Origin of the sequence: Pseudomonas sp. Tri1 (genome assembly GCF_017968885.1) — a bacterium.
In the GTDB taxonomy this organism is placed as follows: Bacteria; Pseudomonadota; Gammaproteobacteria; order Pseudomonadales; family Pseudomonadaceae; genus Aquipseudomonas.
On the sequence record NZ_CP072913.1, the window covers coordinates 6,390,414 to 6,409,703 of the forward strand.

19 protein-coding genes and 1 other RNA gene are annotated in these 19,290 nt (G+C 61.9%); 10 read left to right on the plus strand and 10 right to left on the minus strand.

All coding sequences use genetic code 11. The annotated features are described in order from the left end of the window. Positions 1 to 150 precede the first annotated feature (150 nt). From J9870_RS27960 to J9870_RS27985, 6 genes are all read right to left on the minus strand, one after another. A complete protein-coding gene (locus tag J9870_RS27960; protein WP_210641927.1) occupies positions 151 to 1,767 on the minus strand; it encodes an iron ABC transporter permease in 1,617 nt (538 codons plus the stop codon). Between the two features lie 173 nt (positions 1,768 to 1,940). Continuing rightward, the gene (locus J9870_RS27965) at positions 1,941 to 2,945 is read right to left on the minus strand and encodes an extracellular solute-binding protein (RefSeq protein WP_210641929.1); all 1,005 of its coding nucleotides are present in this window, start codon (positions 2,943 to 2,945) and stop codon (positions 1,941 to 1,943) included. Positions 2,946 to 3,171: 226 nt separating this feature from the next. Next, positions 3,172 to 4,389 carry a 2-octaprenyl-3-methyl-6-methoxy-1,4-benzoquinol hydroxylase gene (locus tag J9870_RS27970; RefSeq protein WP_210645454.1) on the minus strand — a complete coding sequence of 406 codons (1,218 nt, stop codon included), beginning with the start codon at positions 4,387 to 4,389 and terminating at the stop codon, positions 3,172 to 3,174. 67 nt (positions 4,390 to 4,456) lie between these two features. Further along, on the minus strand, positions 4,457 to 5,644 hold the full coding sequence (gene ubiH, locus J9870_RS27975) for a 2-octaprenyl-6-methoxyphenyl hydroxylase (RefSeq protein ID WP_210641931.1): 1,188 nt from the start codon (positions 5,642 to 5,644) through the stop codon (positions 4,457 to 4,459). Next, positions 5,641 to 6,975, minus strand: a complete 1,335-nt coding sequence (gene pepP / locus J9870_RS27980; RefSeq protein ID WP_210641934.1) for a Xaa-Pro aminopeptidase — start codon at positions 6,973 to 6,975, stop codon at positions 5,641 to 5,643. Before pepP ends, ubiH begins: the two co-directional genes overlap by 4 nt. A gap of 24 nt (positions 6,976 to 6,999) precedes the next feature. Continuing rightward, positions 7,000 to 7,554, minus strand: coding sequence for a YecA family protein (locus J9870_RS27985; protein WP_210641936.1), 555 nt, complete (start codon positions 7,552 to 7,554; stop codon positions 7,000 to 7,002). Between the two features lie 129 nt (positions 7,555 to 7,683). Between J9870_RS27985 and J9870_RS27990 the strand changes: the two genes are divergently transcribed. The 4 genes from J9870_RS27990 to J9870_RS28005 all read left to right on the plus strand — a co-directional run bounded on the left by J9870_RS27990 (position 7,684) and on the right by J9870_RS28005 (position 9,140). Continuing rightward, entirely contained in the window at positions 7,684 to 7,893 is a 210-nt protein-coding gene (locus J9870_RS27990; RefSeq protein ID WP_003177365.1) for a TIGR02449 family protein, read from the plus strand. Further along, complete coding sequence (locus J9870_RS27995) at positions 7,890 to 8,207, plus strand: cell division protein ZapA (RefSeq protein WP_003177364.1); 318 nt, start codon at positions 7,890 to 7,892, stop codon at positions 8,205 to 8,207. Before J9870_RS27990 ends, J9870_RS27995 begins: the two co-directional genes overlap by 4 nt. A gap of 30 nt (positions 8,208 to 8,237) precedes the next feature. Next, positions 8,238 to 8,417, plus strand: a non-coding RNA gene (gene ssrS / locus J9870_RS28000) — 6S RNA. A gap of 117 nt (positions 8,418 to 8,534) precedes the next feature. Next, positions 8,535 to 9,140 (plus strand): 5-formyltetrahydrofolate cyclo-ligase, encoded by a 606-nt coding sequence (locus J9870_RS28005; protein WP_210641938.1) that lies wholly within the window; start codon positions 8,535 to 8,537, stop codon positions 9,138 to 9,140. 35 nt (positions 9,141 to 9,175) lie between these two features. Here the strand turns inward: J9870_RS28005 and J9870_RS28010 are convergent, their stop codons facing one another. Continuing rightward, a complete protein-coding gene (locus tag J9870_RS28010) occupies positions 9,176 to 9,322 on the minus strand; it encodes a hypothetical protein (protein WP_210641940.1) in 147 nt (48 codons plus the stop codon). A gap of 195 nt (positions 9,323 to 9,517) precedes the next feature. Between J9870_RS28010 and J9870_RS28015 the strand changes: the two genes are divergently transcribed. The 4 genes from J9870_RS28015 to J9870_RS28030 all read left to right on the plus strand — a co-directional run bounded on the left by J9870_RS28015 (position 9,518) and on the right by J9870_RS28030 (position 14,856). Next, positions 9,518 to 9,967 (plus strand): EVE domain-containing protein, encoded by a 450-nt coding sequence (locus tag J9870_RS28015; protein WP_210641943.1) that lies wholly within the window; start codon positions 9,518 to 9,520, stop codon positions 9,965 to 9,967. A gap of 82 nt (positions 9,968 to 10,049) precedes the next feature. Beyond that, a complete protein-coding gene (locus tag J9870_RS28020) occupies positions 10,050 to 11,015 on the plus strand; it encodes an efflux RND transporter periplasmic adaptor subunit (RefSeq protein ID WP_210641944.1) in 966 nt (321 codons plus the stop codon). Next, positions 11,012 to 13,738, plus strand: a complete 2,727-nt coding sequence (gene rbbA, locus J9870_RS28025) for a ribosome-associated ATPase/putative transporter RbbA (protein ID WP_210641945.1) — start codon at positions 11,012 to 11,014, stop codon at positions 13,736 to 13,738. Before J9870_RS28020 ends, rbbA begins: the two co-directional genes overlap by 4 nt. After that, positions 13,738 to 14,856: an ABC transporter permease gene (locus J9870_RS28030; protein WP_210641946.1), complete on the plus strand. Its 1,119-nt coding sequence runs from the start codon at positions 13,738 to 13,740 to the stop codon at positions 14,854 to 14,856. The genes rbbA and J9870_RS28030 overlap by 1 nt, the downstream gene beginning before the upstream one ends. A 69-nt stretch (positions 14,857 to 14,925) precedes the next feature. Here J9870_RS28030 and J9870_RS28035 read toward each other — a convergent pair whose 3' ends face one another. Then, on the minus strand, positions 14,926 to 15,342 hold the full coding sequence (locus J9870_RS28035) for a flagellar basal body-associated protein FliL (protein ID WP_210641947.1): 417 nt from the start codon (positions 15,340 to 15,342) through the stop codon (positions 14,926 to 14,928). Positions 15,343 to 15,492: 150 nt separating this feature from the next. Here J9870_RS28035 and J9870_RS28040 point away from each other — a divergent pair, with 150 nt between their 5' ends. Beyond that, positions 15,493 to 16,470: an NADPH:quinone oxidoreductase family protein gene (locus J9870_RS28040; RefSeq protein WP_210641948.1), complete on the plus strand. Its 978-nt coding sequence runs from the start codon at positions 15,493 to 15,495 to the stop codon at positions 16,468 to 16,470. Positions 16,471 to 16,521: 51 nt separating this feature from the next. On the opposite strand, the gene J9870_RS29630 is transcribed toward J9870_RS28040, so the two are convergent. Then, positions 16,522 to 16,776 (minus strand): hypothetical protein, encoded by a 255-nt coding sequence (locus J9870_RS29630; RefSeq protein ID WP_246883057.1) that lies wholly within the window; start codon positions 16,774 to 16,776, stop codon positions 16,522 to 16,524. Positions 16,777 to 17,270: 494 nt separating this feature from the next. Here J9870_RS29630 and glpT point away from each other — a divergent pair, with 494 nt between their 5' ends. Beyond that, positions 17,271 to 18,620, plus strand: coding sequence for a glycerol-3-phosphate transporter (gene glpT / locus J9870_RS28050; protein ID WP_210641949.1), 1,350 nt, complete (start codon positions 17,271 to 17,273; stop codon positions 18,618 to 18,620). On the opposite strand, the gene J9870_RS28055 is transcribed toward glpT, so the two are convergent. Next, on the minus strand, positions 18,596 to 19,264 hold the full coding sequence (locus J9870_RS28055; RefSeq protein WP_210641950.1) for a gamma-glutamylcyclotransferase: 669 nt from the start codon (positions 19,262 to 19,264) through the stop codon (positions 18,596 to 18,598). The two genes, glpT and J9870_RS28055, sit on opposite strands and share 25 nt — an antisense overlap. Positions 19,265 to 19,290: the final 26 nt, after the last annotated feature.

Below are 19,290 nucleotides of genomic sequence, written 5' to 3' on the forward strand. Positions count from 1 at the left end.
TCCTTCCGGGCTTGGCGAAGGTGCGGACGGGCACTGCACGGCGTAGACACCTTGAAGAAAAGGCGTTCTCAACCACTCTCAGTTACCCGGTCCGACAGACGGACCGCACCGAATGCCGCGCATTGTAGCCGCATGACGTAGGACTGACACCTAGCTGTTTCGATGGGCCGAACGCCGTATCAATCCGATGACCGGTAACAGCCCCACCAGCACAAGGGTCAGCGCCGGCAATGCAGCCCGCGCCCACTCCCCTTCGCTGGTCATTTCGAAAATCCGTACCGCCAGCGTGTCCCAGCCGAATGGGCGCATCAACAGGGTCGCGGGCATTTCCTTGAGCACATCGACGAACACCAGCAACGCTGCGCTCAAGGTCCCGGGCAACAGCAACGGCAGATACACTTTGAAAAACAGTCGCGGCCCACTGACCCCAAGGCTACGAGCAGCTTCCGGCAACGACGGGCGAATTCGCGCCAGGCTGCTCTCCAGCGGACCGTAGGCCACGGCCAGGAATCGCACCAGATACGCCAGCAACAACGCCGCCAGACTGCCCAGCAATAACGGCTTGCCCGCGCCACCGAGCAAGGTCGACAACGGGATGACCAGCTCTCGATCCAGATAGCTGAAAGCAAGCATGATCGACACCGCCAACACCGAACCAGGCAAGGCATACCCCAGGTTCGCCAGACCAACGCCAGCGCGAATGGGACGGGTCGGCGCCAGACGCCGGGCGAAAGCCAACAGCAAGGCGACGCAAACAGTAACCAGCGCCGCCAACCCGCCCAGATAGAGGGTATGGATGATCAGCCCGGCATAACGCTCGTCCAGATCGAACCGCCCACGTTGCCAGAACCACACCACCAGTTGCAGCATCGGAATAACGAAAGCACAGGCAAACACCAGGGCGCACCAGCCGCTGGCCGCCACAGCCTTGAGACCTCGCAAGTGATAAAGCGCCTTGACTCGGGGGCGCTCGTTGCTGGCCCGCTGGGCGCCTCGGGCGCGGCGTTCGCCGTAAAGCACCAGCATCACCGCCAGCAGCAACAGGCTGGCCAGTTGCGCAGCACTGGAGAGGCTGAAGAAGCCGTACCAGGTCTTGTAGATGGCGGTGGTGAAAGTGTCGAAGTTGAACACTGACACCGCGCCGAAATCCGCCAGGGTTTCCATCAGCGCCAGCGCCACGCCCGCACCGATCGCTGGCTGGGCCATCGGCAGCGCCACTCGCCAGAATGCCTGCCATGGCGTCTGCCCAAGCACCCGAGCCGCTTCCATCAACCCCTTGCCCTGGGCCAGGAATGCACTTCGCGCCAGTAGATAGACATAAGGGTAAAACACCAGGACCAGCACCAGGATCACCCCGCCGGTGGAACGAACCCGGGGCAGACGCAAGCCGCTGCCGAACCATTCACGCAACAGCGTTTGCACCGGGCCGGCGAAATCCAGCAGGCCGACGAAGACAAACGCCAGCACATACGCGGGAATCGCAAATGGCAGCATCAATGCCCAGTCCAGCCAACGTCGACCAGGAAACTCACACAAGCTGATGAGCCAGGCGAGGCTGACACCCAGTAACGTCACACCGACACCCACCCCCAGGATCAGCGTGAGGGTATTACCCAACAAACGCGGCATCTGCGTATCCCACAGGTGGGACCAGATCTGCTGGTCGACGCTCTGCCAGGACAACAGCAACACACTCAGGGGCAACAGGACCAGCGCGGCGACGGCGAAGACCAGAGGGTACCAGCGGCGTTGGACGGGGTGGGTCAAAGGGAACTCTCGTTTAAATGATGATGCCCGCGCGTTGGCGCGGGCACATATCTTATGACGCGTGGTGCTGTTCGTGCCTGGGTAAAGAAGAGGTTTAAGCCTAAATGACCGACCGACCACAAGCCCCGTGGCGAGGGGATTTATCCCCTCGCCACAGAGGCTTTGTCCGATTTCTAGTTCCAGCCAGCGCGATCCATCAAGCGAATGGCTTCAGCCTGGCGCTTACCCGCCACTTCCACCGGCAAGGTGTCGGCCTTGAACTTGCCCCAAGCCGCAACTTCCTTGGAGGGCTCCACCTTCGGGTTGGCCGGGAATTCCTGGTTCACGTCGGCGAAGATGCTTTGCGCCTCAGGCGTGGTCATCCACTCCACCAGTTGTTTCGCAGCTTCCGGATGCGGGGCATGTTTGGTCAGGCCGATGCCCGAGAGGTTGATATGCACGCCACGGTCGGCCTGGTTCGGCCAGAACAGCTTGACCTTCAGATCCGGCTTCTGTTGGTGCAGGCGACCGTAGTAGTAGGTATTGACGATGCCGACATCGCACTGGCCGGCGTTGATCGCCTCGAGCAACGCGGTGTCGTCGGAGAACACGTCAGTGGAGAGGTTCCTGACCCAGCCCTTGACGATTTCCTCGGTTTTTTCCGCGCCGTGGGTTTCGATCAGCGTGGCGGTCAGGGACTGGTTGTAGACCTTCTTCGACGTGCGCAGGCACAGACGGCCTTCCCATTCGTTGCCGGCCAGGGCTTCGTAGGTGGTCAGTTCGCCGGGTTTGACCCGATCGGTGGAGTAGGCAATGGTCCGCGCCCGCAGGCTCAAGCCGGTCCAGGCATGGGAAGCGGCGCGGTATTGGGATGGGATGTTGGCGTCGATCACCGGGGAGGTGAATGGCTGGAGAATGCCCATTTGCTCGGCCTGCCAGAGGTTGCCGGCATCGACGGTGAGCAGCAGGTCGGCGGTGGCGTTCTCGCCTTCGGCCTTGATCCGCTGCATCAGCGGCGCTTCCTTGTCGGTGATGAACTTCACCGATACGCCGGTTTTCTTGGTGTAGGCATCGAAGACCGGCTTGATCAGCTCATCGATACGCGAGGAGTAGACCACCACCTCATCGGCGGCCTGGGCGGCGGTGGTGCCGATCAGGGTCAAGGCGAGGGCGGACAGCAAGCGCTTGGGTGCCAGCATAGGAGCGGTCTCTCGATGTATGAACGAGCGCAAATGATAAGGACTCACATTTGGCATCTCAATCGAACAGTTGCCAGACACATTTCCAAATGTTGCAGCTCTGAGATGTGCTGTTTTTTGCGTCCGCAATCGCGGGCAAGCCTTGCTCCCACAAAAGCTCGTCCTACATTGCACACCTGTGGGGGCAAGGCTTGCCCGCGATGAGGCCTTTGGCCCCGACAAAAATCTAGGCCTTGGCCAAATCCGGTAAATCCCCAATCAACCCCAGCGCCTCGCGCACGAACAGCGCCTTGGCCTCGGGCATGCGGTCTACCAGCTTCAGCCCGGTATTACGCAACCAGCGCACCGGCAGTGGGTCGGCCTGGAACAACCGCTCGAAACCTTCCATCGCCGCCATCAACGCCAGGTTATGGGGCATGCGTCGGCGCTCGTAGCGGCTGAGCACTTTCACGTCTGCCAGTCGCTCGCCGCGCCCGGCCGCTTGCAACAACACTTCGGCCAGCACAGCGGCGTCGAGGAAGCCCAGGTTCACCCCTTGTCCAGCCAGCGGGTGAATGGTGTGGGCCGCATCGCCGATCAACGCCAGCCCCTCGGCCACATAGCGCTTGGCGTGACGCTGACGCAGCGGTACGCACAGGCGTGGGTCGGTACTCAGCACCGTGCCGAGCTGACCTTCGAAGGCCCGTTCCAGCTCGCTGCAGAACTCAGTGTCATCGAGCGCCATCAAGCGCTGCGCCTCGCCGGGGGTAGTGGACCAGACGATCGAGCACCAATCGTGCTGACCGTCGCGCTCCAGTGGCAGGAACGCCAGCGGGCCGTTGTCGGTAAAACGTTGCCAGGCCGTCGTGCGATGGGGCTTGGCGCTGCGCACACTGGTGACGATGGCATGGTGCAGGTAATCCCATTCTCGCGTTGCCACGCCTGTCAGGCGGCGTACAGCCGAATTCGCGCCATCGGCGGCGATGACCAGCGGTGCCCGCAAGGTGCGCCCGTCCGCCAGGGTCAGCAGCCAGTCATCGCCAGAGCGGCGCATCTGCTCCAGGCGTGCATTGGCCAGCAAGCCCAGGTCGCAGTCATGCAGCCGGTCCAACAGGGCATCCTGCACGACACGGTTTTCAACGATATGCCCGAGCACCTCGGCATGCAGGCTGGCGGCCGAGAAATGAATCTGCCCGGTACCGCTGCCATCCCAGACGTGCATGTCGGTATAGGGGCTGGCGCGCCGGGCGAGGATGCCGTCCCAGACACCCAGGCGATCGAGGATCCGCTGGCTGGCCGTCGACAAGGCACTGACCCGCGGCTCGAACGCAGCCTGGGGATCGAAGGGTTTGACGCTCATCGGGCTGCCGTCGAGCAACAGCACTTGCAGGCCACTGCCCTGCAACGCCAGCGCCAGGGCGCTGCCGACCATTCCGGCGCCGACAATCAGCAGATCTGCACGCAATTCCATGCTTTAAGCCTGTTGTACTGGCGACCTGAGCCGCCCATGAGAAAAATGATCAAACCATGCCTCACGCATCGGGCCGTATTCCCAGTCCCATGGCTTGGCGGGCGAACCAGCGCTTGGCCGGCGGCAGCAGGTCCAGGCCCAGCAGGCCGAGATTGCGCCCCAGGGACACCAGCGGCAGGTTGCTGCTGAACAGGCGCGTGACCTGGTCGGAAAACCCCACGGTCAGGGTCTGATCCATTCGCTGGCGCTCGCGATAAGCTTGCAGCACGGCAAAATCGCCCGGCTCGCTGTCGCTGGCGAGCAAGGCGTCGGCCAGGGCCTGGGCGTCGCGCAGAGACAGGTTGAACCCCTGCCCGGCAATCGGATGCAGGCTGTGGGCGGCATTGCCCAGGATCGCCAGGTTTGAACGGACCTGTTCCTCGGCCTCCACCAGCGCCAGCGGATACAGATGCCGCGCCCCCACCTGCTTCAGCGTGCCCAGGCGATACCCGAACACACTCTGCAATTCGTTGAGGAAGCTGCGCTCGTCGAGGGCAGCCAGCCGTTGCGCGTCCATGCCCTGGCGAGTCCAGACCAACGCGCAGCGATTTTCCGGCAGGGGCAACAAGGCCATCGGGCCATCGTCGGTGAAGCGTTCGAAGGCCATGCCGTTATGGGCTTCGCTGGGGGTGATGTTGGCAATCAACGCGCTCTGGTCATAAGGCCGATTGCGCACGCCGATACCCAACTGCTCTCGCAGGTTGGAGCGGCCACCGTCTGCCAGCACGGCAAGGTCGCATTCCAGGGTGGTTTCGTCGTTGAGGGTCAAGCGATAGCCGCCGACCAGCGGCTCCATCCGGGTGACCTGCGCCGGGCAGCGCCAACTGACCACGTCTTTGTCCAAGCCTTGCCACAGGCACTGGCCGAGCCAGGCATTTTCCACCACGTAGCCCAGGGCAGGCACGCCTTCTTCCATGGCCGACAAGCGCGCCGTGGAGAATCTCCCGCGATCGGACACGTGGATCTGCTTGATCGGCTCGGCGCGACGGGAAATTTCCTGCCAGACACCCAAGCGTTGATAGATCTGTCGAGCCCCGTACGACAGCGCCGAGGAACGGGCATCGTAGCTGGGTTGCCAGGTATCACCGGGGGCGAAGGGTTCGATCAGCATGATCTTCCAGCCCCGGGCCTTGGCGCCGGCTTGCAGGGCCAACGCCAGGCTGGCACCCACCAGCCCGCCGCCGACGATCGCCAGGTTGACCCGGCTCATGCCGCTTGCGTCCGCGCAGCGGCCATCAGGGCCTCGATATCGGCGACCGTTTTCGGCACGCCATGGCTCAGGATTTCACAACCGGTTTTGGTCACTACCACGTCATCCTCGATGCGCACGCCAATGCCGCGCCATTTTTTCGCTACGCTGCGGTTGTTCGGGCTGATGTAGATGCCCGGCTCTACGGTGAGAGTCATGCCGACCTCCAGTACCCGCCACTCGCCGCCAACCCGGTATTCGCCCACGTCATGCACGTCCATGCCCAGCCAGTGACCGGCACGGTGCATGTAGAAGGCCCGGTAGGCTTCGCTGGCGATCAATTCGTCCACTTCGCCTTCCAACAGCCCAAGTCGCACCAGCCCCTCGGTAATGACCCGGACTGTCGCTTCATGGGCCTGGTTCCAATGCTTGTCCGGCGCAATCTCGGCAAATGCGGCTTCCTGGGCCGCCAGCACCACTTCGTAGATTGCCTTCTGCTCGGGCGAATACTTGCCGTTGACCGGCCAGGTACGGGTGATGTCACTGGCATAGCAATCGATTTCACAACCGGCGTCGATCAACACCAGGTCGCCGTCCTTGAGCAGTGCGTCGTTCTGCTGGTAATGCAGGATGCAACTGTTGCGCCCCGCCGCGACGATCGAGCCATAGGCCGGCATCTTCGCCCCGCCCTTGCGAAACTCATAATCGAGCTCGGCCTCCAGGCTGTATTCATACAACCCCGGCCGCGCCGCCTGCATCGCCCGGATGTGCGCCTGGGCGGAAATCCGTGCCGCCTCGCGCATCACTTTCACTTCTGCCGCCGATTTATACAGGCGCATGTCATGCAGCAGATGATCCAGGGCAACGAATTCGTTCGGCGGCTGGGCGCCGAGGTGGGCCTTGGAGCGAATCACGTTGATCCACTCCATCAAGTGCCGGTCGAACTCGGGATTGCTGCCCATGGCCGAATACACCCGGTCACGGCCTTCGATCAGGCCCGGCAGGATGTCGTCGATGTCGGTGATGGGAAACGCATCATCGGCGCCGTAGTCACGGATCGCCCCTTCCTGGCCGGCCCGCAGGCCGTCCCACAACTCACGTTCGGCGTTGCGCTCGCGGCAGAACAGGATGTATTCGCCGTGGGCCCGGCCAGGCATCAGCACCAGCACCGCTTGCGGCTCGGGGAAGCCGCTGAGGTATTGGAAGTCGCTGTCCTGGCGGTAGACGTGCTCGACGTCGCGGTTGCGGATCGCAACGGCGGCGGCGGGCAGGATTGCGATGCTGTTGGGTTCCATCTGCGCCATCAAGGCCTTGCGGCGACGGCTGTATTCCGATTTCGGGATATGAATCATGGGCAGACGGGGTTCCCTCTAGAATCAATGCAAGGACGGTTTGGTCGCCGCTGCATCGGTTTTCTTGGTCTCGGTGAACAATAGCAATGGTGCGACCCGCAGGTACTCCATCACTTCCATGTAGTCGCTTTCACCATCATCGGACTCTTCCAGGGCATCCTGGACCTGAGAGATCGCGGCCAAGTCTTGCAACACTTCCTTGGCCTCATCGCTCAATGCGTATTCGCGGCGGGTCAGGCCGAAGCCGGCCAGGAAGCCCTGGCACCACTGGCCCAATGCCGCGGCGCGGTCGGCCAACGGTGCGTCGTCGGTGGGCAGCAGCAGGACGACAGTCATGTCGTCACTGGTCAACTCGCCCTTGACCATTTCCTGCAGGCCGATAAGCGCGTTGCGGACGTTGTCCGCTGGCTCGCCTTCCAGCAGCTCGGCGGCATCGGCCAACCAGCCGTCGGCATCGAAGCCGGCGCCGGCGCAGCTACGGCCGAGCAGCAGGCCGTGCAGTTCGGCAGGCGAGACGGGATGACCACTGGTGCTCAGCAGGGTGGCGAAGGCTTGGTACGGAGAATTCTGAATGGGCATGGGCAGCTAGGCGCCAGACGGCGCTATGTCTAGAATGGAGGCCTTGTATCCTACATCGACAGACTCGCCAAGACCATTAAAGGCTGTGCGACCCCTATCCCCCATCAGACACAATCTTCAGTGGACACAATGGAAGACACCGACCTGCAAGCGCTGATGGCCAGACTCGAATTGCTAATTGACCGGGTCGAGCAACTTAAGAGCCAAAACGGACTCCTATTAGCTCAGGAAAAAACCTGGCGCGAGGAACGCGCGCACCTCATTGAAAAAAACGAAATCGCCCGGCGTAAGGTCGAATCGATGATTTCGCGCCTCAAGGCCCTGGAGCAAGACTCATGAGTTCAAGCAATAGCGTTACCGTGCAGATCCTCGATAAAGAATATTCGATCATCTGCCCCCAGGAAGAGCGTAGCAACCTGGTGAGCGCCGCCCGCTACCTGGACGGCAAGATGCGCGAAATCCGCAGCAGCGGCAAAGTCATCGGTGCCGACCGCATTGCCGTGATGGCAGCCTTGAACATTACCCACGACCTGCTGCATCGCCAGGATACGCCGGACCTGCAGGTCAGCGGCTCGACCCGCGAACAGGTGCGTGACCTGCTCGATCGAGTGGATCTGGTACTGGCCACCGATCCGGACGTCAGCAAGGGCTGATTCGCGAGGCTGCCTGGGGTATACTCGCCTCACTCCCTGGGGTGCTTGCCAGTTGGTGATGTCCCTGAGCCGATACGCACAACCACGGGGGTTGCACGTTGGGGCCGGTGTGCATGTCCGCTTGACGGAAAGCCTTAACGCCCCCTGCAACTTCCACCTTGAACTTTCGGGTTCAAGGGCTAAGCCGACAGCGGTTCATCCGGGGAGCCTGATTTCAAACAATGCCAGTCCAGGTGGACTGGCATTGTTGTTTGCGCCGCCGGCATTTCTGAGCACCCTGTTTTGCGGTTACGCTGTGCTGCCCTCGCCACTGCGTGAAGCCTCGATATGACTGAACCTGCGCCGCTGCCCCGCCCGCAACTTCGACGCCTGCTGCGCCAGGCCCGCCGTGCCCTGACACCCGCCCAGCAGCGGCAAGCCGCCCAAGGGCTCTACAAGCAATTGGCCCAGCACCCGCTGTTTCGCCGCGCCCGACACATCGCCCTTTACCTGCCCAACGATGGCGAAATCGACCCACGCCTGCTGCTGCGCGCCGCCCAGCGCCGAGGCAAGGCCACTTATCTGCCGGTGCTCAGCCCATGGCCGCAGACCAAGATGGTTTTCCAACGCATCCACCCTGGCGAAAAAATGCAGCCCAACCGTTTCCGCATCCCTGAACCGCGCAAGAATATCGCCCGGCAGCGCAAGGTCTGGACATTGGATCTGGTGTTGATGCCACTGGTGGGGTTCGACGATGCGGGAGGCCGGCTGGGCATGGGTGGCGGCTTCTATGACCGCAGCCTGGCGTATCTGGCGCGACGCAAGCAGTGGCGCAAGCCGACGCTGCTGGGGCTGGCCCATGAATGTCAGAAGGTCGAACGTTTGGCGCAGGCAAGCTGGGACGTACCGCTGCAGGGAACGGTCAGCGACAGGCATTGGTACCTGGTGCAGTAGACGCCGCGAGAATCAGCGGCGCCCGGAAGACAGTTTCAGCGTTTGATCGATGGCGCAGGTTGAGTGATTTCCACCGGCGCGTCGGTCTTGTTGGACCATAAACTCTGGGCGTAACCCGTGGTGACGACCCCCAGGCCGAACAGAATGACTAAGATCCACAACAAATCCGGTTTGCGTTTCATCGATTGCCCCCCTCAAGGCAGATCACACACGATGACAGCAGCGGTTTTCTTATTGGCCGTGCAGCAGCGTCAAGCTTGGAAGGCCGGCATTTTGCGGCAACCTGCTCCGACACGCAAACTCTGGCGTCAACCGACTGTCGGTTTGTCATAAAATCGCTGAACTTTTTTTCTCAACACCGCCCAGGAGTAGAAATCATGGCCTATTGGCTGATGAAGTCCGAGCCCGACGAATTATCCATCCAGGGCCTGGAAAAGCTCGGCCAGACGCGCTGGGACGGGGTTCGCAACTATCAGGCGCGCAATTTCCTGCGGACCATGGTGGTGGGTGACGCGTTCTTTTTCTACCACTCCAGTTGCCCGGAGCCAGGCATTGCCGGGATCGGGCGGATCGTGCGGGCAGCCTACCCCGATCCGACAGCACTGGAACCTGACAGCCATTATTTCGACCCCAAGGCCAGCCCGGACAAAAACCCCTGGACTGCAATCGACGTGGCCCATGTCGAGACCTTCCCCCGCGTGCTGAAGCTCGACTACCTCAAACAGCAGACCGCGCTGGCCGAGATGCCGCTGGTGCAGAAAGGCTCCCGACTGTCGGTGATGCCCGTGACAGCCGAGCAGTGGGCGGCGGTGATTGCCCTGCGCTGATCACCCATGAGTTGATGGACATCAAGCTGGACCGGTCGCTGATCCAGCAGACTGTAACGCTACAGCCCGCAGGACGCCGTACATGTCGACGAACCATCGTACCTCTCGCTTTTTTGCCCTCGCCTTGCTGGCTGTGTTGCTGGCCGCCGGTGGGTTCGGCTACTGGAAGTCGCGCCATGATCGCTTGCCAGAAGGCCTGAGCATGGGCAACGGGCGCCTGGAGGCCACCGAAGTCCAGATCGCCAGCAAGACCCCCGGACGCCTGGCCGAGGTTCATGTCGATGAAGGCGACAACGTCCTCAAGGGCCAATTGCTCGCGCGCATGGACACCCGCACCCTGGAGGCCCAGCGCAACCAGGCTGAAGCCGAGGTCGTGCGGGCCCGGGAAAACCTCGCCGCCGCCGAGGCCAATGTGCAACTGCGCCAGAGCGAACAATTGCTCGCTCACCAGGAGCTCAAACGGAGCCAGGAACTGTTCAAGCGCGGCTACGCCAGCGCCCAGGTCATTGACCAGCAGCAAGCCCGCGTCGATACCGCCAACGCTGCGGTTAACGCTGCCCGGGCCCAGGTATCGGCGGCAACGGCCGCCATCGGCGCGACCCAGGCCCAAGTGGCCCAACTGACCAGCGAAATCGACGACAGCAGTTTGCGCGCACCCATCGACGGCGTGATCCAGTTGCGCCTGGCCGAGCCGGGCGAAGTGTTGGGCGCCGGCGGCCGGGTGCTGCTGATGATCGATCCGAACGACCAATACATGAACCTGTATCTGCCGGCATCCGTGGCCGGGAAACTGGCGGTGGGCGATGAAGCACGACTGCTGCTCGACGCCCTGCCCGAGCGACCGCTGCCGGCCAAGGTCAGCTTCGTCGCGGCCAAATCCCAATTCACCCCCAAAGAAGTCGAGACCCGTGATGAGCGCCAGAAACTGGTGTTTCGCGTCAAAGTGCGCTTGACCCAACCCGGTGAAGTGCCTCAGGCCAAACCCGGCATGCCCGGCGCCGGCTACGTGCGCACCGCCCCCATCGACTGGCCGGCCAACCTGCAATGAGCGCCACCCAAGGCGAAACGGCGTTACAGGCGTCGGGCCTGGAACATCGCTACGGCCAGCACCTGGCCTTGAGCGATATCACCTTCAGCCTGCCCGCCGGTACTCGCTGCGGCCTGATTGGTCCCGACGGTGCCGGCAAATCGAGCCTGCTGGGGCTGATTGCCGGGGTCAAGAAACTCCAGGGCGGCCAGCTGCAGGTCCTCGGCGCCTCGATCGAGGACCGGCGCCATCGCAATACCCTCTATCGACGCATCGCGTTCATGCCTCAAGGGCTGGGGGGCAACCTCTACCCTGACTTGTCGATACGCGAGAACATCCGCTTTTTCGGCACACTGTTCGGCCTGTCGCGGGCAGACTGCAAACAACGCATGGGCCAGTTGCTGCTGGCTACCGATCTACAGCGTTTTGCCGACCGCCCGGCGGGCAAGCTGTCCGGCGGCATGAAACAAAAGCTCGGCCTGTGTTGCGCGCTGATCCATGAACCGGACCTGCTGATTCTCGATGAACCCACCACCGGCGTAGACCCGCTGTCCCGACGGCGCTTTTGGGAACTGATAGAAGACGTACGCCGCCAACGACCGCAACTGACCTTGCTGGTCGCCACGGCGTATATGGAAGAGGCCGAACAATTCGAGCATTGCCTGATGCTCGACAACGGTCGCGTGATCGCCAAGGGTTTGAGTGCCGAACTGGCTGCCGTCACACCCGACGGCAAGCTCGACTCGGCCTTCACCCATTTCCAGGGCGACAGCGGCCACGACGCCCAGCCGCTGACGATCCCTCCCAGGACCGACGGCACTGCCGACATCGCTATCGAAGCCCATGACCTTACCCTGCGCTTCGGTGACTTCACCGCCGTCGACAAAGTCAGCTTCGCCATCGGTCGCGGTGAGATCTTTGGTTTCCTCGGTTCCAACGGGTGCGGCAAGACCACCACCATGAAAGTGCTGACCGGGTTGATGCCCGCCAGCGAAGGCGATGCCCGACTGCTGGGTAAGCCGGTGGACGCCAAGGACCTGGCCACCCGCAAACGCGTGGGGTTCATGTCACAGAGCTTCTCACTGTATGGGGAATTGAGCGTACGACAGAACCTGGCCTTGCACGCCGAGCTGTTCGACCTGCCCAAGGCCCAGAGCGGCACCCGTATCGAGGAGCTGATCCAGCGCTTCAACCTCCAGGACTTCGCCGACCAACCTTCCGGAGCCTTACCCCTGGGCCTGCGCCAGCGCTTGTCCCTGGCGGTGGCGGTGCTGCATCGCCCGGAAGTGCTGATCCTCGACGAACCGACCTCAGGCGTCGACCCGGCCGCGCGGGATGACTTTTGGCGGTTGCTGATCGAGTTGTCCCGCGAGCAAGGCGTGACGATTTTTCTCTCCACGCACTTCATGAACGAAGCCCAACGCTGCGACCGCATTTCACTGATGCACGCCGGCAAAGTCCTGGCCTGTGACACACCGGCAGCCTTGCAGGCGCAGTTCAACGGCCAGACCCTGGAAGCGGCATTCGTCACCTGCCTGGAACAAGCCCAGGGCGAGACGCCGCAAGACACGGCCCCCGTGACCCTCGACACCGCCGACGCCCCCCGGGACCGGCGTGGCCTGAGCCTCGGCCGACTGTGGGCCGTCGCCAGCCGGGAAGGCAAGGAACTGCTGCGAGACAAAGTGCGGATGGCGTTCGCCTTGCTCGGAGCGTTGTTCATGATGGTAATTTTCGGCTACGGCATCTCCCTGGACGTGGAAAAACTCGCATTCGCTGTGTTTGATCAGGATCAGAGCCCACAAAGTCGCGCTTATCTGGAAGCGTTTCGCAGCTCGCGCTACTTCGACGAGCAGCCGCTTATCCAAGACGCCAGCGAGTTGCATCGGCGCCTGCAACGCTCGGAAATCAAACTGGCCCTGGAAATACCGCCCGGTTTCGGTCGTGACCTGTATGCCGGTCGTCAGCCCGCCGTTGGCGCCTGGCTGGACGGCGGCATGCCGTTTCGCGCCGAGACCAGTCGCAACTACGTCCAGGCCGTGCATCAGGCTAATCTCGAGCAGTTGGTCGAACAGAGCAGCCCGGCGCGAAACCGCCAAACCGCGGCCAAGCTGGAAACCCGCTTCCGCTACAACCAGGATGTGGTCAGTGTGAACGCCATCGGCCCAGGGGTGATGGCACTGATCCTCGCATTCATTCCAGCCATGTTGACCGCCCTGGGCATCGTGCGGGAAAAGGAACTGGGTTCGATCACCAACTTCTACGCCACGCCGCTGACCCGCCTGGAATTCCTCCTGGGCAAACAAGCGCCTTACCTGGCGGTCAGCCTGGTCAACCTGGCCTTGCTGACCGCGATGAACCGCTGGCTGTTCGGCGTGCCGTTCAAGGGCAGTGGCCTGACGCTGGCGTTGGGCGGCCTGCTCTACGTGCTGGCGACCACGAGCATGGGGTTGCTGATCTCGGCGTTCACTCGCACCCAGATCGCAGCGATCCTCGGCACCATGATCATCACCAGCCTGCCGACGATCCAATTCTCGGGGCTGATCGTGCCGCGCTCGTCCCTGGAAGGCGCCGCATCGGTGATGGGCCAGTTGTTTCCCGCCGGTTATTTCCTGGACATCGCCGTCGGCACCTTCACCAAGGCCCTGGATCTGCGCCAGCTGTGGCCGCAATGCCTGGCGTTGTTCGGGTTTTTCCTGGGGTTCACCGGGCTCAGCCTGGTCATGCTGAAAAAGCAGGAGGCCTGATGCACACGCTCTCACATATCTGGCGTCTTGGGCTCAAGGAACTGACCAGCCTGCGCTACGACTCCGTCCTGCTGCTGTTTCTGGGCTATGCCTTTACCGTGGCGATCTACATGCCGGCCGCGGGCTCGGTGATCGGTGTCCACAACGCCAGCGTGGCGATAGTGGATGAAGACCAGAGCCACCTGTCACGCCAACTGGCTCAGGTCCTGCAACCGCCGGAGTTCCAGAACCCAGTGGCGCTGCCTTATGCCGAGCTGGACAAGGTCATGGACAGTGGCCGCTACACCTTTGTCATTAACGTGCCCGCCAACTTCCAGGCCGACCTGCTCGCCGGACGCGAACCGGCGCTGCAACTGAACGTCGATGCCACGGCCATGAGCCAGGCCTTCATGGGCGCCGGCTACATCGGACGGATTTTCCAGCAGGAACTGCTGACCTACAGCGGCCAGGCACAAGCGACCGAACAGCCCCCCGTGAGGCTGACCACCCGCTCGCTGTTCAACACCAACCTTGAGGGCGGGTGGTTTCTGGCAGTGATCCAGATCGTCAACAACATCACGATCCTGGCCATTATCCTGACCGGCACCGCATTGCTGCGCGAACGCGAGCACGGCACCCTCGATCACCTGCTGGTGCTGCCGCTGACGGCGCTGGAAATCATGCTGGCGAAAATCTGGAGCAACCTGTTGGTGGTGGTGCTGTGTACCTGGGCGTCGCTGGAAATCATCGTCAAGTTCGCGCTGGGGGTGCCGCTCGCCGGCTCCATGCTGCTCTTCCTGCTGGTGACCGCGCTCTACCTGTTCGCCAGTACCGCCCTGGGCATCTTTCTCGCCACCCTGGCCCGTTCGACACCACAATTCGGCTTGCTGGCGATCCCGGTGATCATCCCGATGCTGCTTTTATCGGGCGGCAGCACGCCGCTGGACAGCATGCCGCAATGGTTGCAATGGGTAATGCAAGGCTCGCCGTCGACCCATTTTGTCAGCCTCAGCGCAGCGATCCTGTTCCGTGACGCAGGCGTTGCGGTGGTATGGCCGGACATGCTGGCGTTGGCGGCGATCGGGCTATTGTTCTTTGCCATCGCCCTGGGGCGGTTTCGCAAAAGCCTGGCGTCTTGATCAAAAAAGCGCCGCCTTCAGCAGCGCCGACACAGTCGTGGCATTGCCGAAGGCGGCGATCTTGGCGATTTATTGAATGATCAGGTTGTTGAACAACAGATCATCCACCATTGGTTTGCCAGTTTCGTCGTTCATCACTTGCTGAGTCTGCTTCAATGCTTCCTGGCGCAGCTTTTCCTTGGCTTCCAGGTTATTCATGGCCTCGGTGGTCTGCTGGGCGAACAGCGCCACCAACTGGTTGCGAATCAACGGCTCGTTGGCCTTCACCGCCGCCACGGCAGCATCGCCGGTCACGCGCAGGGCCACATCGGCCTTGTAGACCCTCAGCTTCGCCGAACCATCGAGCCCATAGTTGCCGACAAAGGGCGGGCTGAGGGTGATGTAACTGACCTTCGGCGCCTCGCCTTCCTTCGCTTCCTTGCCCTCTTCGGCCATCGCTGCCACAGGCAACGACAGGGCCAGCATCAACATGATCCACGCTTTCACAAGTGACTCCTCATCCGGTTTGCGGCCCAGCATACCGTCCCACCGTTCAAGCACAAGCTTATGGCTGGCTATCAGGGCGGGGCATGCTCGTTGACCCATTGACTCTCACACCTACACTTATCGGCCACCACTCCCAAAGGAATAGCCCTGATGAAAGCCGTGCTGTGCAAAGAATTCGGCCCCGCCGAATCGCTGGTGCTGGAAGACGTCGCCAGCCCCGTCGCGAAGAAGAACGAAGTGCTGCTGGAGGTGCACGCCGCCGGGGTGAATTTCCCTGACACGCTGATCATCGAGGGCAAATACCAATTCAAGCCACCCTTTCCGTTCTCTCCTGGCGGCGAAGCGGCGGGCGTCATCAGTGCGGTGGGTGAAAAAATCAGCCACCTGAAGGTCGGTGATCGGGTCATGGCACTGACCGGCTGGGGCAGCTTTGCCGAACAAGTGGCAGTGCCAGGCTACAACGTGTTGCCGATCCCCGCGTCCATGGACTTCAACACCGCTGCCGCCTTCAGCATGACCTACGGCACCTCGATGCACGCCCTCAAGCAACGGGCCAACCTGCAACCTGGCGAAACCCTGCTGGTGCTCGGTGCCTCCGGCGGCGTCGGCCTGGCAGCGGTGGAGATCGGCAAGGCCATGGGCGCCCGGGTCATCGCCGCCGCCAGCAGCACCGAAAAACTCGCCGTAGCCAAGGCAGCTGGCGCCGACGAGTTGATCAACTACAACGAAACCAGCCTCAAGGACGAAATCAAACGCCTTACCGACGGCCAGGGCGCCGATGTGATCTACGATCCGGTGGGCGGCGACCTGTTCGACCAGGCCGTGCGCGCCATCGCCTGGAACGGCCGGCTGCTGGTGGTCGGTTTCGCCAGCGGGCGCATCCCCGAACTGCCGGTGAACCTCGCCCTGCTCAAGGGTGCTGCCGTGGTGGGTGTGTTCTGGGGCTCCTTCGCCCAGCGCCAGCCCCAGGACAACTCTGCCAACTTTCAGCAACTGTTTGGCTGGTTCGCCGAAGGCAAGCTCAAGCCACTGGTGTCACAGGTGTATCCACTGAGCAATGCCGCCCAGGCGATCAATGACCTGGGGCAGCGCAAGGCGGTGGGGAAGGTGGTTGTGCAGGTGCGCTGAAGCTTCACAGCGGTCCGGGCGTTTGACGCTGCGGGCCGCTATTGGCAAGCACTAGCACAACGCGCGAATCTCCTTGGGCAACATTCGCACACACCGTGACGCAGGAAAACGCCCGTAGTGCATCACGATCATGGGCATGTGCCTGTTGAAGCGGGCGATCAAGGCCAGACGCTCGACATCCGACATCTGCTTGACGAAAAACACATTGGACAAGTAGTTGCGCGTGGAATGGAACGGGAGCAAACCTTGCACCCATAGTTGGCCCCAAGCGCATTGATGTCCGAGCACTCCCAGGCCTGGATCCATTTACGGTCATCCAAAGGCCTGTCATCCAGGCGGAACTCGAACGGCGCCACGACATGCGTCTGCTCCCGATGTTCGTTGCCCACCGTCCAAGGACGCTCGGGCACCCACAACACATCCGTCGCCCAACTCGTACCGGACAAGCACAGCAACAGCATCACAGCACACCACTTCATACCGTTACCCCTCACCCGAATGCCAGCGCAGGCAGAAAGGTGAAGGGTAAAGACCGGGCCTCATTGGCTAAATGGCGAGACTTCCCGTTTAGTTGAAGGACGTTTCCCACTGTTCTGTCCCGCCATCACGACATGTGGGTGCGAAAAATCCAGACAAGACAATTCCTACAGCGTCATCAGCGCATGCCTGAGCGACGTGTTCACTTAAGAACATTACCCAAGGCTTTTTTCTCTGTTTATCGACCAGCAAGCAATGCTATTTTCGGTAACGAAACTGTAACATTCGCATTCGCAGTCATAACAAGAACCTGGAGCCCTTGAATGTTTGCTTTCTTTCGTCCTGCCGCACACCAGGCGTCCCTGCCTGAAGAAAAAATAGACAGCACCTACCGACGCCTTCGCTGGCAGATCTTTGCCGGTATCTTCTTTGGCTACGCCGGGTATTACCTGCTGCGCAAGAACTTCTCCCTGGCCATGCCGTACCTGATCGACGAGGGTTACACCCGGGGGCAACTGGGCCTGGCCATGTCGGCCATCGCCATCGCCTACGGGCTTTCGAAGTTCCTGATGGGCCTGGTGTCCGACCGCTCCAACCCGCGCTACTTCCTGCCCTTCGGCTTGCTGGTGTCGGCGGGGGTGATGTTCGTTTTCGGTTTCGCGCCTTGGGCGACGTCCAGCGTGACCATGATGTTCATTCTGCTGTTCATCAACGGCTGGGCCCAAGGCATGGGTTGGCCACCCAGCGGACGGACCATGGTGCACTGGTGGTCACAGAAGGAACGTGGCGGCGTGGTGTCGGTGTGGAACGTGGCGCATAACGTCGGCGGCGGCCTGATCGGTCCGTTGTTCCTGTTGGGGATGGGCTGGTTCAACGACTGGCACGCCGCATTCTATGTGCCCGCTGCCGTGGCGCTTGCCGTGGCCGTGTTTGCTTTCGTGACCATGCGCGACACCCCGCAATCGGTGGGCCTGCCGCCCATCGAGAAATACAAGAACGATTACCCGGAAGGCTACGACGCCAGTCACGAGAACGAATTCAGCGCCAAGGAAATCTTCGTCAAATACGTGCTGCGCAACAAAATGCTCTGGTACATCGCCATGGCCAACGTCTTCGTTTATCTGCTGCGCTATGGCGTGCTGGACTGGGCGCCGACCTACCTCAAGGAAGCCAAGGGCTTCACCGTGGACAAAAGCTCCTGGGCTTACTTCTTCTACGAGTGGGCGGGCATTCCCGGCACGCTGCTGTGCGGTTGGATGTCGGACAAGATCTTCCGCGGCAACCGTGGCCTGACGGGCATGGTGTTCATGGCACTGGTGACCGTGGCAACCCTGGTGTACTGGCTGAATCCGGCCGGCAACCCGACCGTCGACATGATCGCCCTGGTTTCCATTGGCTTTCTGATCTACGGCCCGGTCATGCTGATCGGCTTGCAGGCGTTGGAACTGGCGCCGAAAAAAGCCGCCGGTACCGCCGCCGGTTTCACGGGGCTGTTTGGCTACCTCGGCGGCTCGGTCGCGGCCAGTGCCGCCATGGGCTACACCGTGGACCATTTCGGTTGGGATGGTGGTTTTGTCCTATTGGTCGGAGCCTGCCTGCTGTCGATGGCGTTCCTCGCGCCAACCCTGTGGCACAAGCAAATCGCCAGTCAGAGCCGCGAAGCGATCGCCTGATCCAAGGCTGATTTGCAGCGCTTGAGCCGCGCCTCCAGATTCCGGTCTGGCATGGCGTGGCTACGCAGTGCGTGAATGGTCTGCTCGACATAATCACGGGTGCTGCCGTAACGCCCGCAGGCGCTTTCGAACACCTGGCTCAGCACATGGTCCGGCAAGTTGCCGGCATAGCTGGGCAGGTGCCGCTCCAGCACAAACCCCAAGGCTTGCACCCGGCTGCCATCTTCGAGACGGCAACTGAGCCAATGGGGACGATAGGACGGGAATGGCATCTCGCGCTGCCACAAGGCAAACAGCGAGTCTTCGAGGTTCTCCTGCGGTAATCGATAAGCGAACCCGCTGCACGAACCGCCGCGATCCAGACCGAACACCAACCCCGGCAACTCCGGGGTACCGCGGTGTTCATGGGACCACAGATACAAACCGCGATGATAACCGTGGACCCGGCCGCGCATCCGCTCCACTGCCGTGCATTCCGGCCGCCAGATCAAGGAACCGTAAGCGAACAGCCAGACCGGCCCGCCTTGGTGACGGCTCATGGTCGATTGCATTGAGGCGAGCAGTTGTTCACGGGTCAACTGCGGCCCCAGGTCAAGGCGTGGCGGATACGGTGCACAGGGAATGGCAGATTCGATAGCGGTCATGGCCGTTAGCGTTTGGCTCCTCGCGG

Coding starts and splice junctions, on each gene's coding strand:
- J9870_RS27965 (WP_210641929.1), bottom strand. CDS start 2,945: ATGCTGGCACCCAAGCGCTTGCTGTCCGCCCTCGCCTTGACCCTGATC.
- ubiH (WP_210641931.1), bottom strand. CDS start 5,644: ATGAGCCGGGTCAACCTGGCGATCGTCGGCGGCGGGCTGGTGGGTGCC.
- pepP (WP_210641934.1), bottom strand. CDS start 6,975: ATGATTCATATCCCGAAATCGGAATACAGCCGTCGCCGCAAGGCCTTG.
- J9870_RS27985 (WP_210641936.1), bottom strand. CDS start 7,554: ATGCCCATTCAGAATTCTCCGTACCAAGCCTTCGCCACCCTGCTGAGC.
- J9870_RS27990 (WP_003177365.1), top strand. CDS start 7,684: ATGGAAGACACCGACCTGCAAGCGCTGATGGCCAGACTCGAATTGCTA.
- J9870_RS27995 (WP_003177364.1), top strand. CDS start 7,890: ATGAGTTCAAGCAATAGCGTTACCGTGCAGATCCTCGATAAAGAATAT.
- J9870_RS28005 (WP_210641938.1), top strand. CDS start 8,535: ATGACTGAACCTGCGCCGCTGCCCCGCCCGCAACTTCGACGCCTGCTG.
- J9870_RS28010 (WP_210641940.1), bottom strand. CDS start 9,322: ATGAAACGCAAACCGGATTTGTTGTGGATCTTAGTCATTCTGTTCGGC.
- J9870_RS28015 (WP_210641943.1), top strand. CDS start 9,518: ATGGCCTATTGGCTGATGAAGTCCGAGCCCGACGAATTATCCATCCAG.
- J9870_RS28020 (WP_210641944.1), top strand. CDS start 10,050: ATGTCGACGAACCATCGTACCTCTCGCTTTTTTGCCCTCGCCTTGCTG.
- rbbA (WP_210641945.1), top strand. CDS start 11,012: ATGAGCGCCACCCAAGGCGAAACGGCGTTACAGGCGTCGGGCCTGGAA.
- J9870_RS28030 (WP_210641946.1), top strand. CDS start 13,738: ATGCACACGCTCTCACATATCTGGCGTCTTGGGCTCAAGGAACTGACC.
- J9870_RS28040 (WP_210641948.1), top strand. CDS start 15,493: ATGAAAGCCGTGCTGTGCAAAGAATTCGGCCCCGCCGAATCGCTGGTG.
- J9870_RS29630 (WP_246883057.1), bottom strand. CDS start 16,776: ATGGATCCAGGCCTGGGAGTGCTCGGACATCAATGCGCTTGGGGCCAA.
- glpT (WP_210641949.1), top strand. CDS start 17,271: ATGTTTGCTTTCTTTCGTCCTGCCGCACACCAGGCGTCCCTGCCTGAA.
- J9870_RS28055 (WP_210641950.1), bottom strand. CDS start 19,264: ATGACCGCTATCGAATCTGCCATTCCCTGTGCACCGTATCCGCCACGC.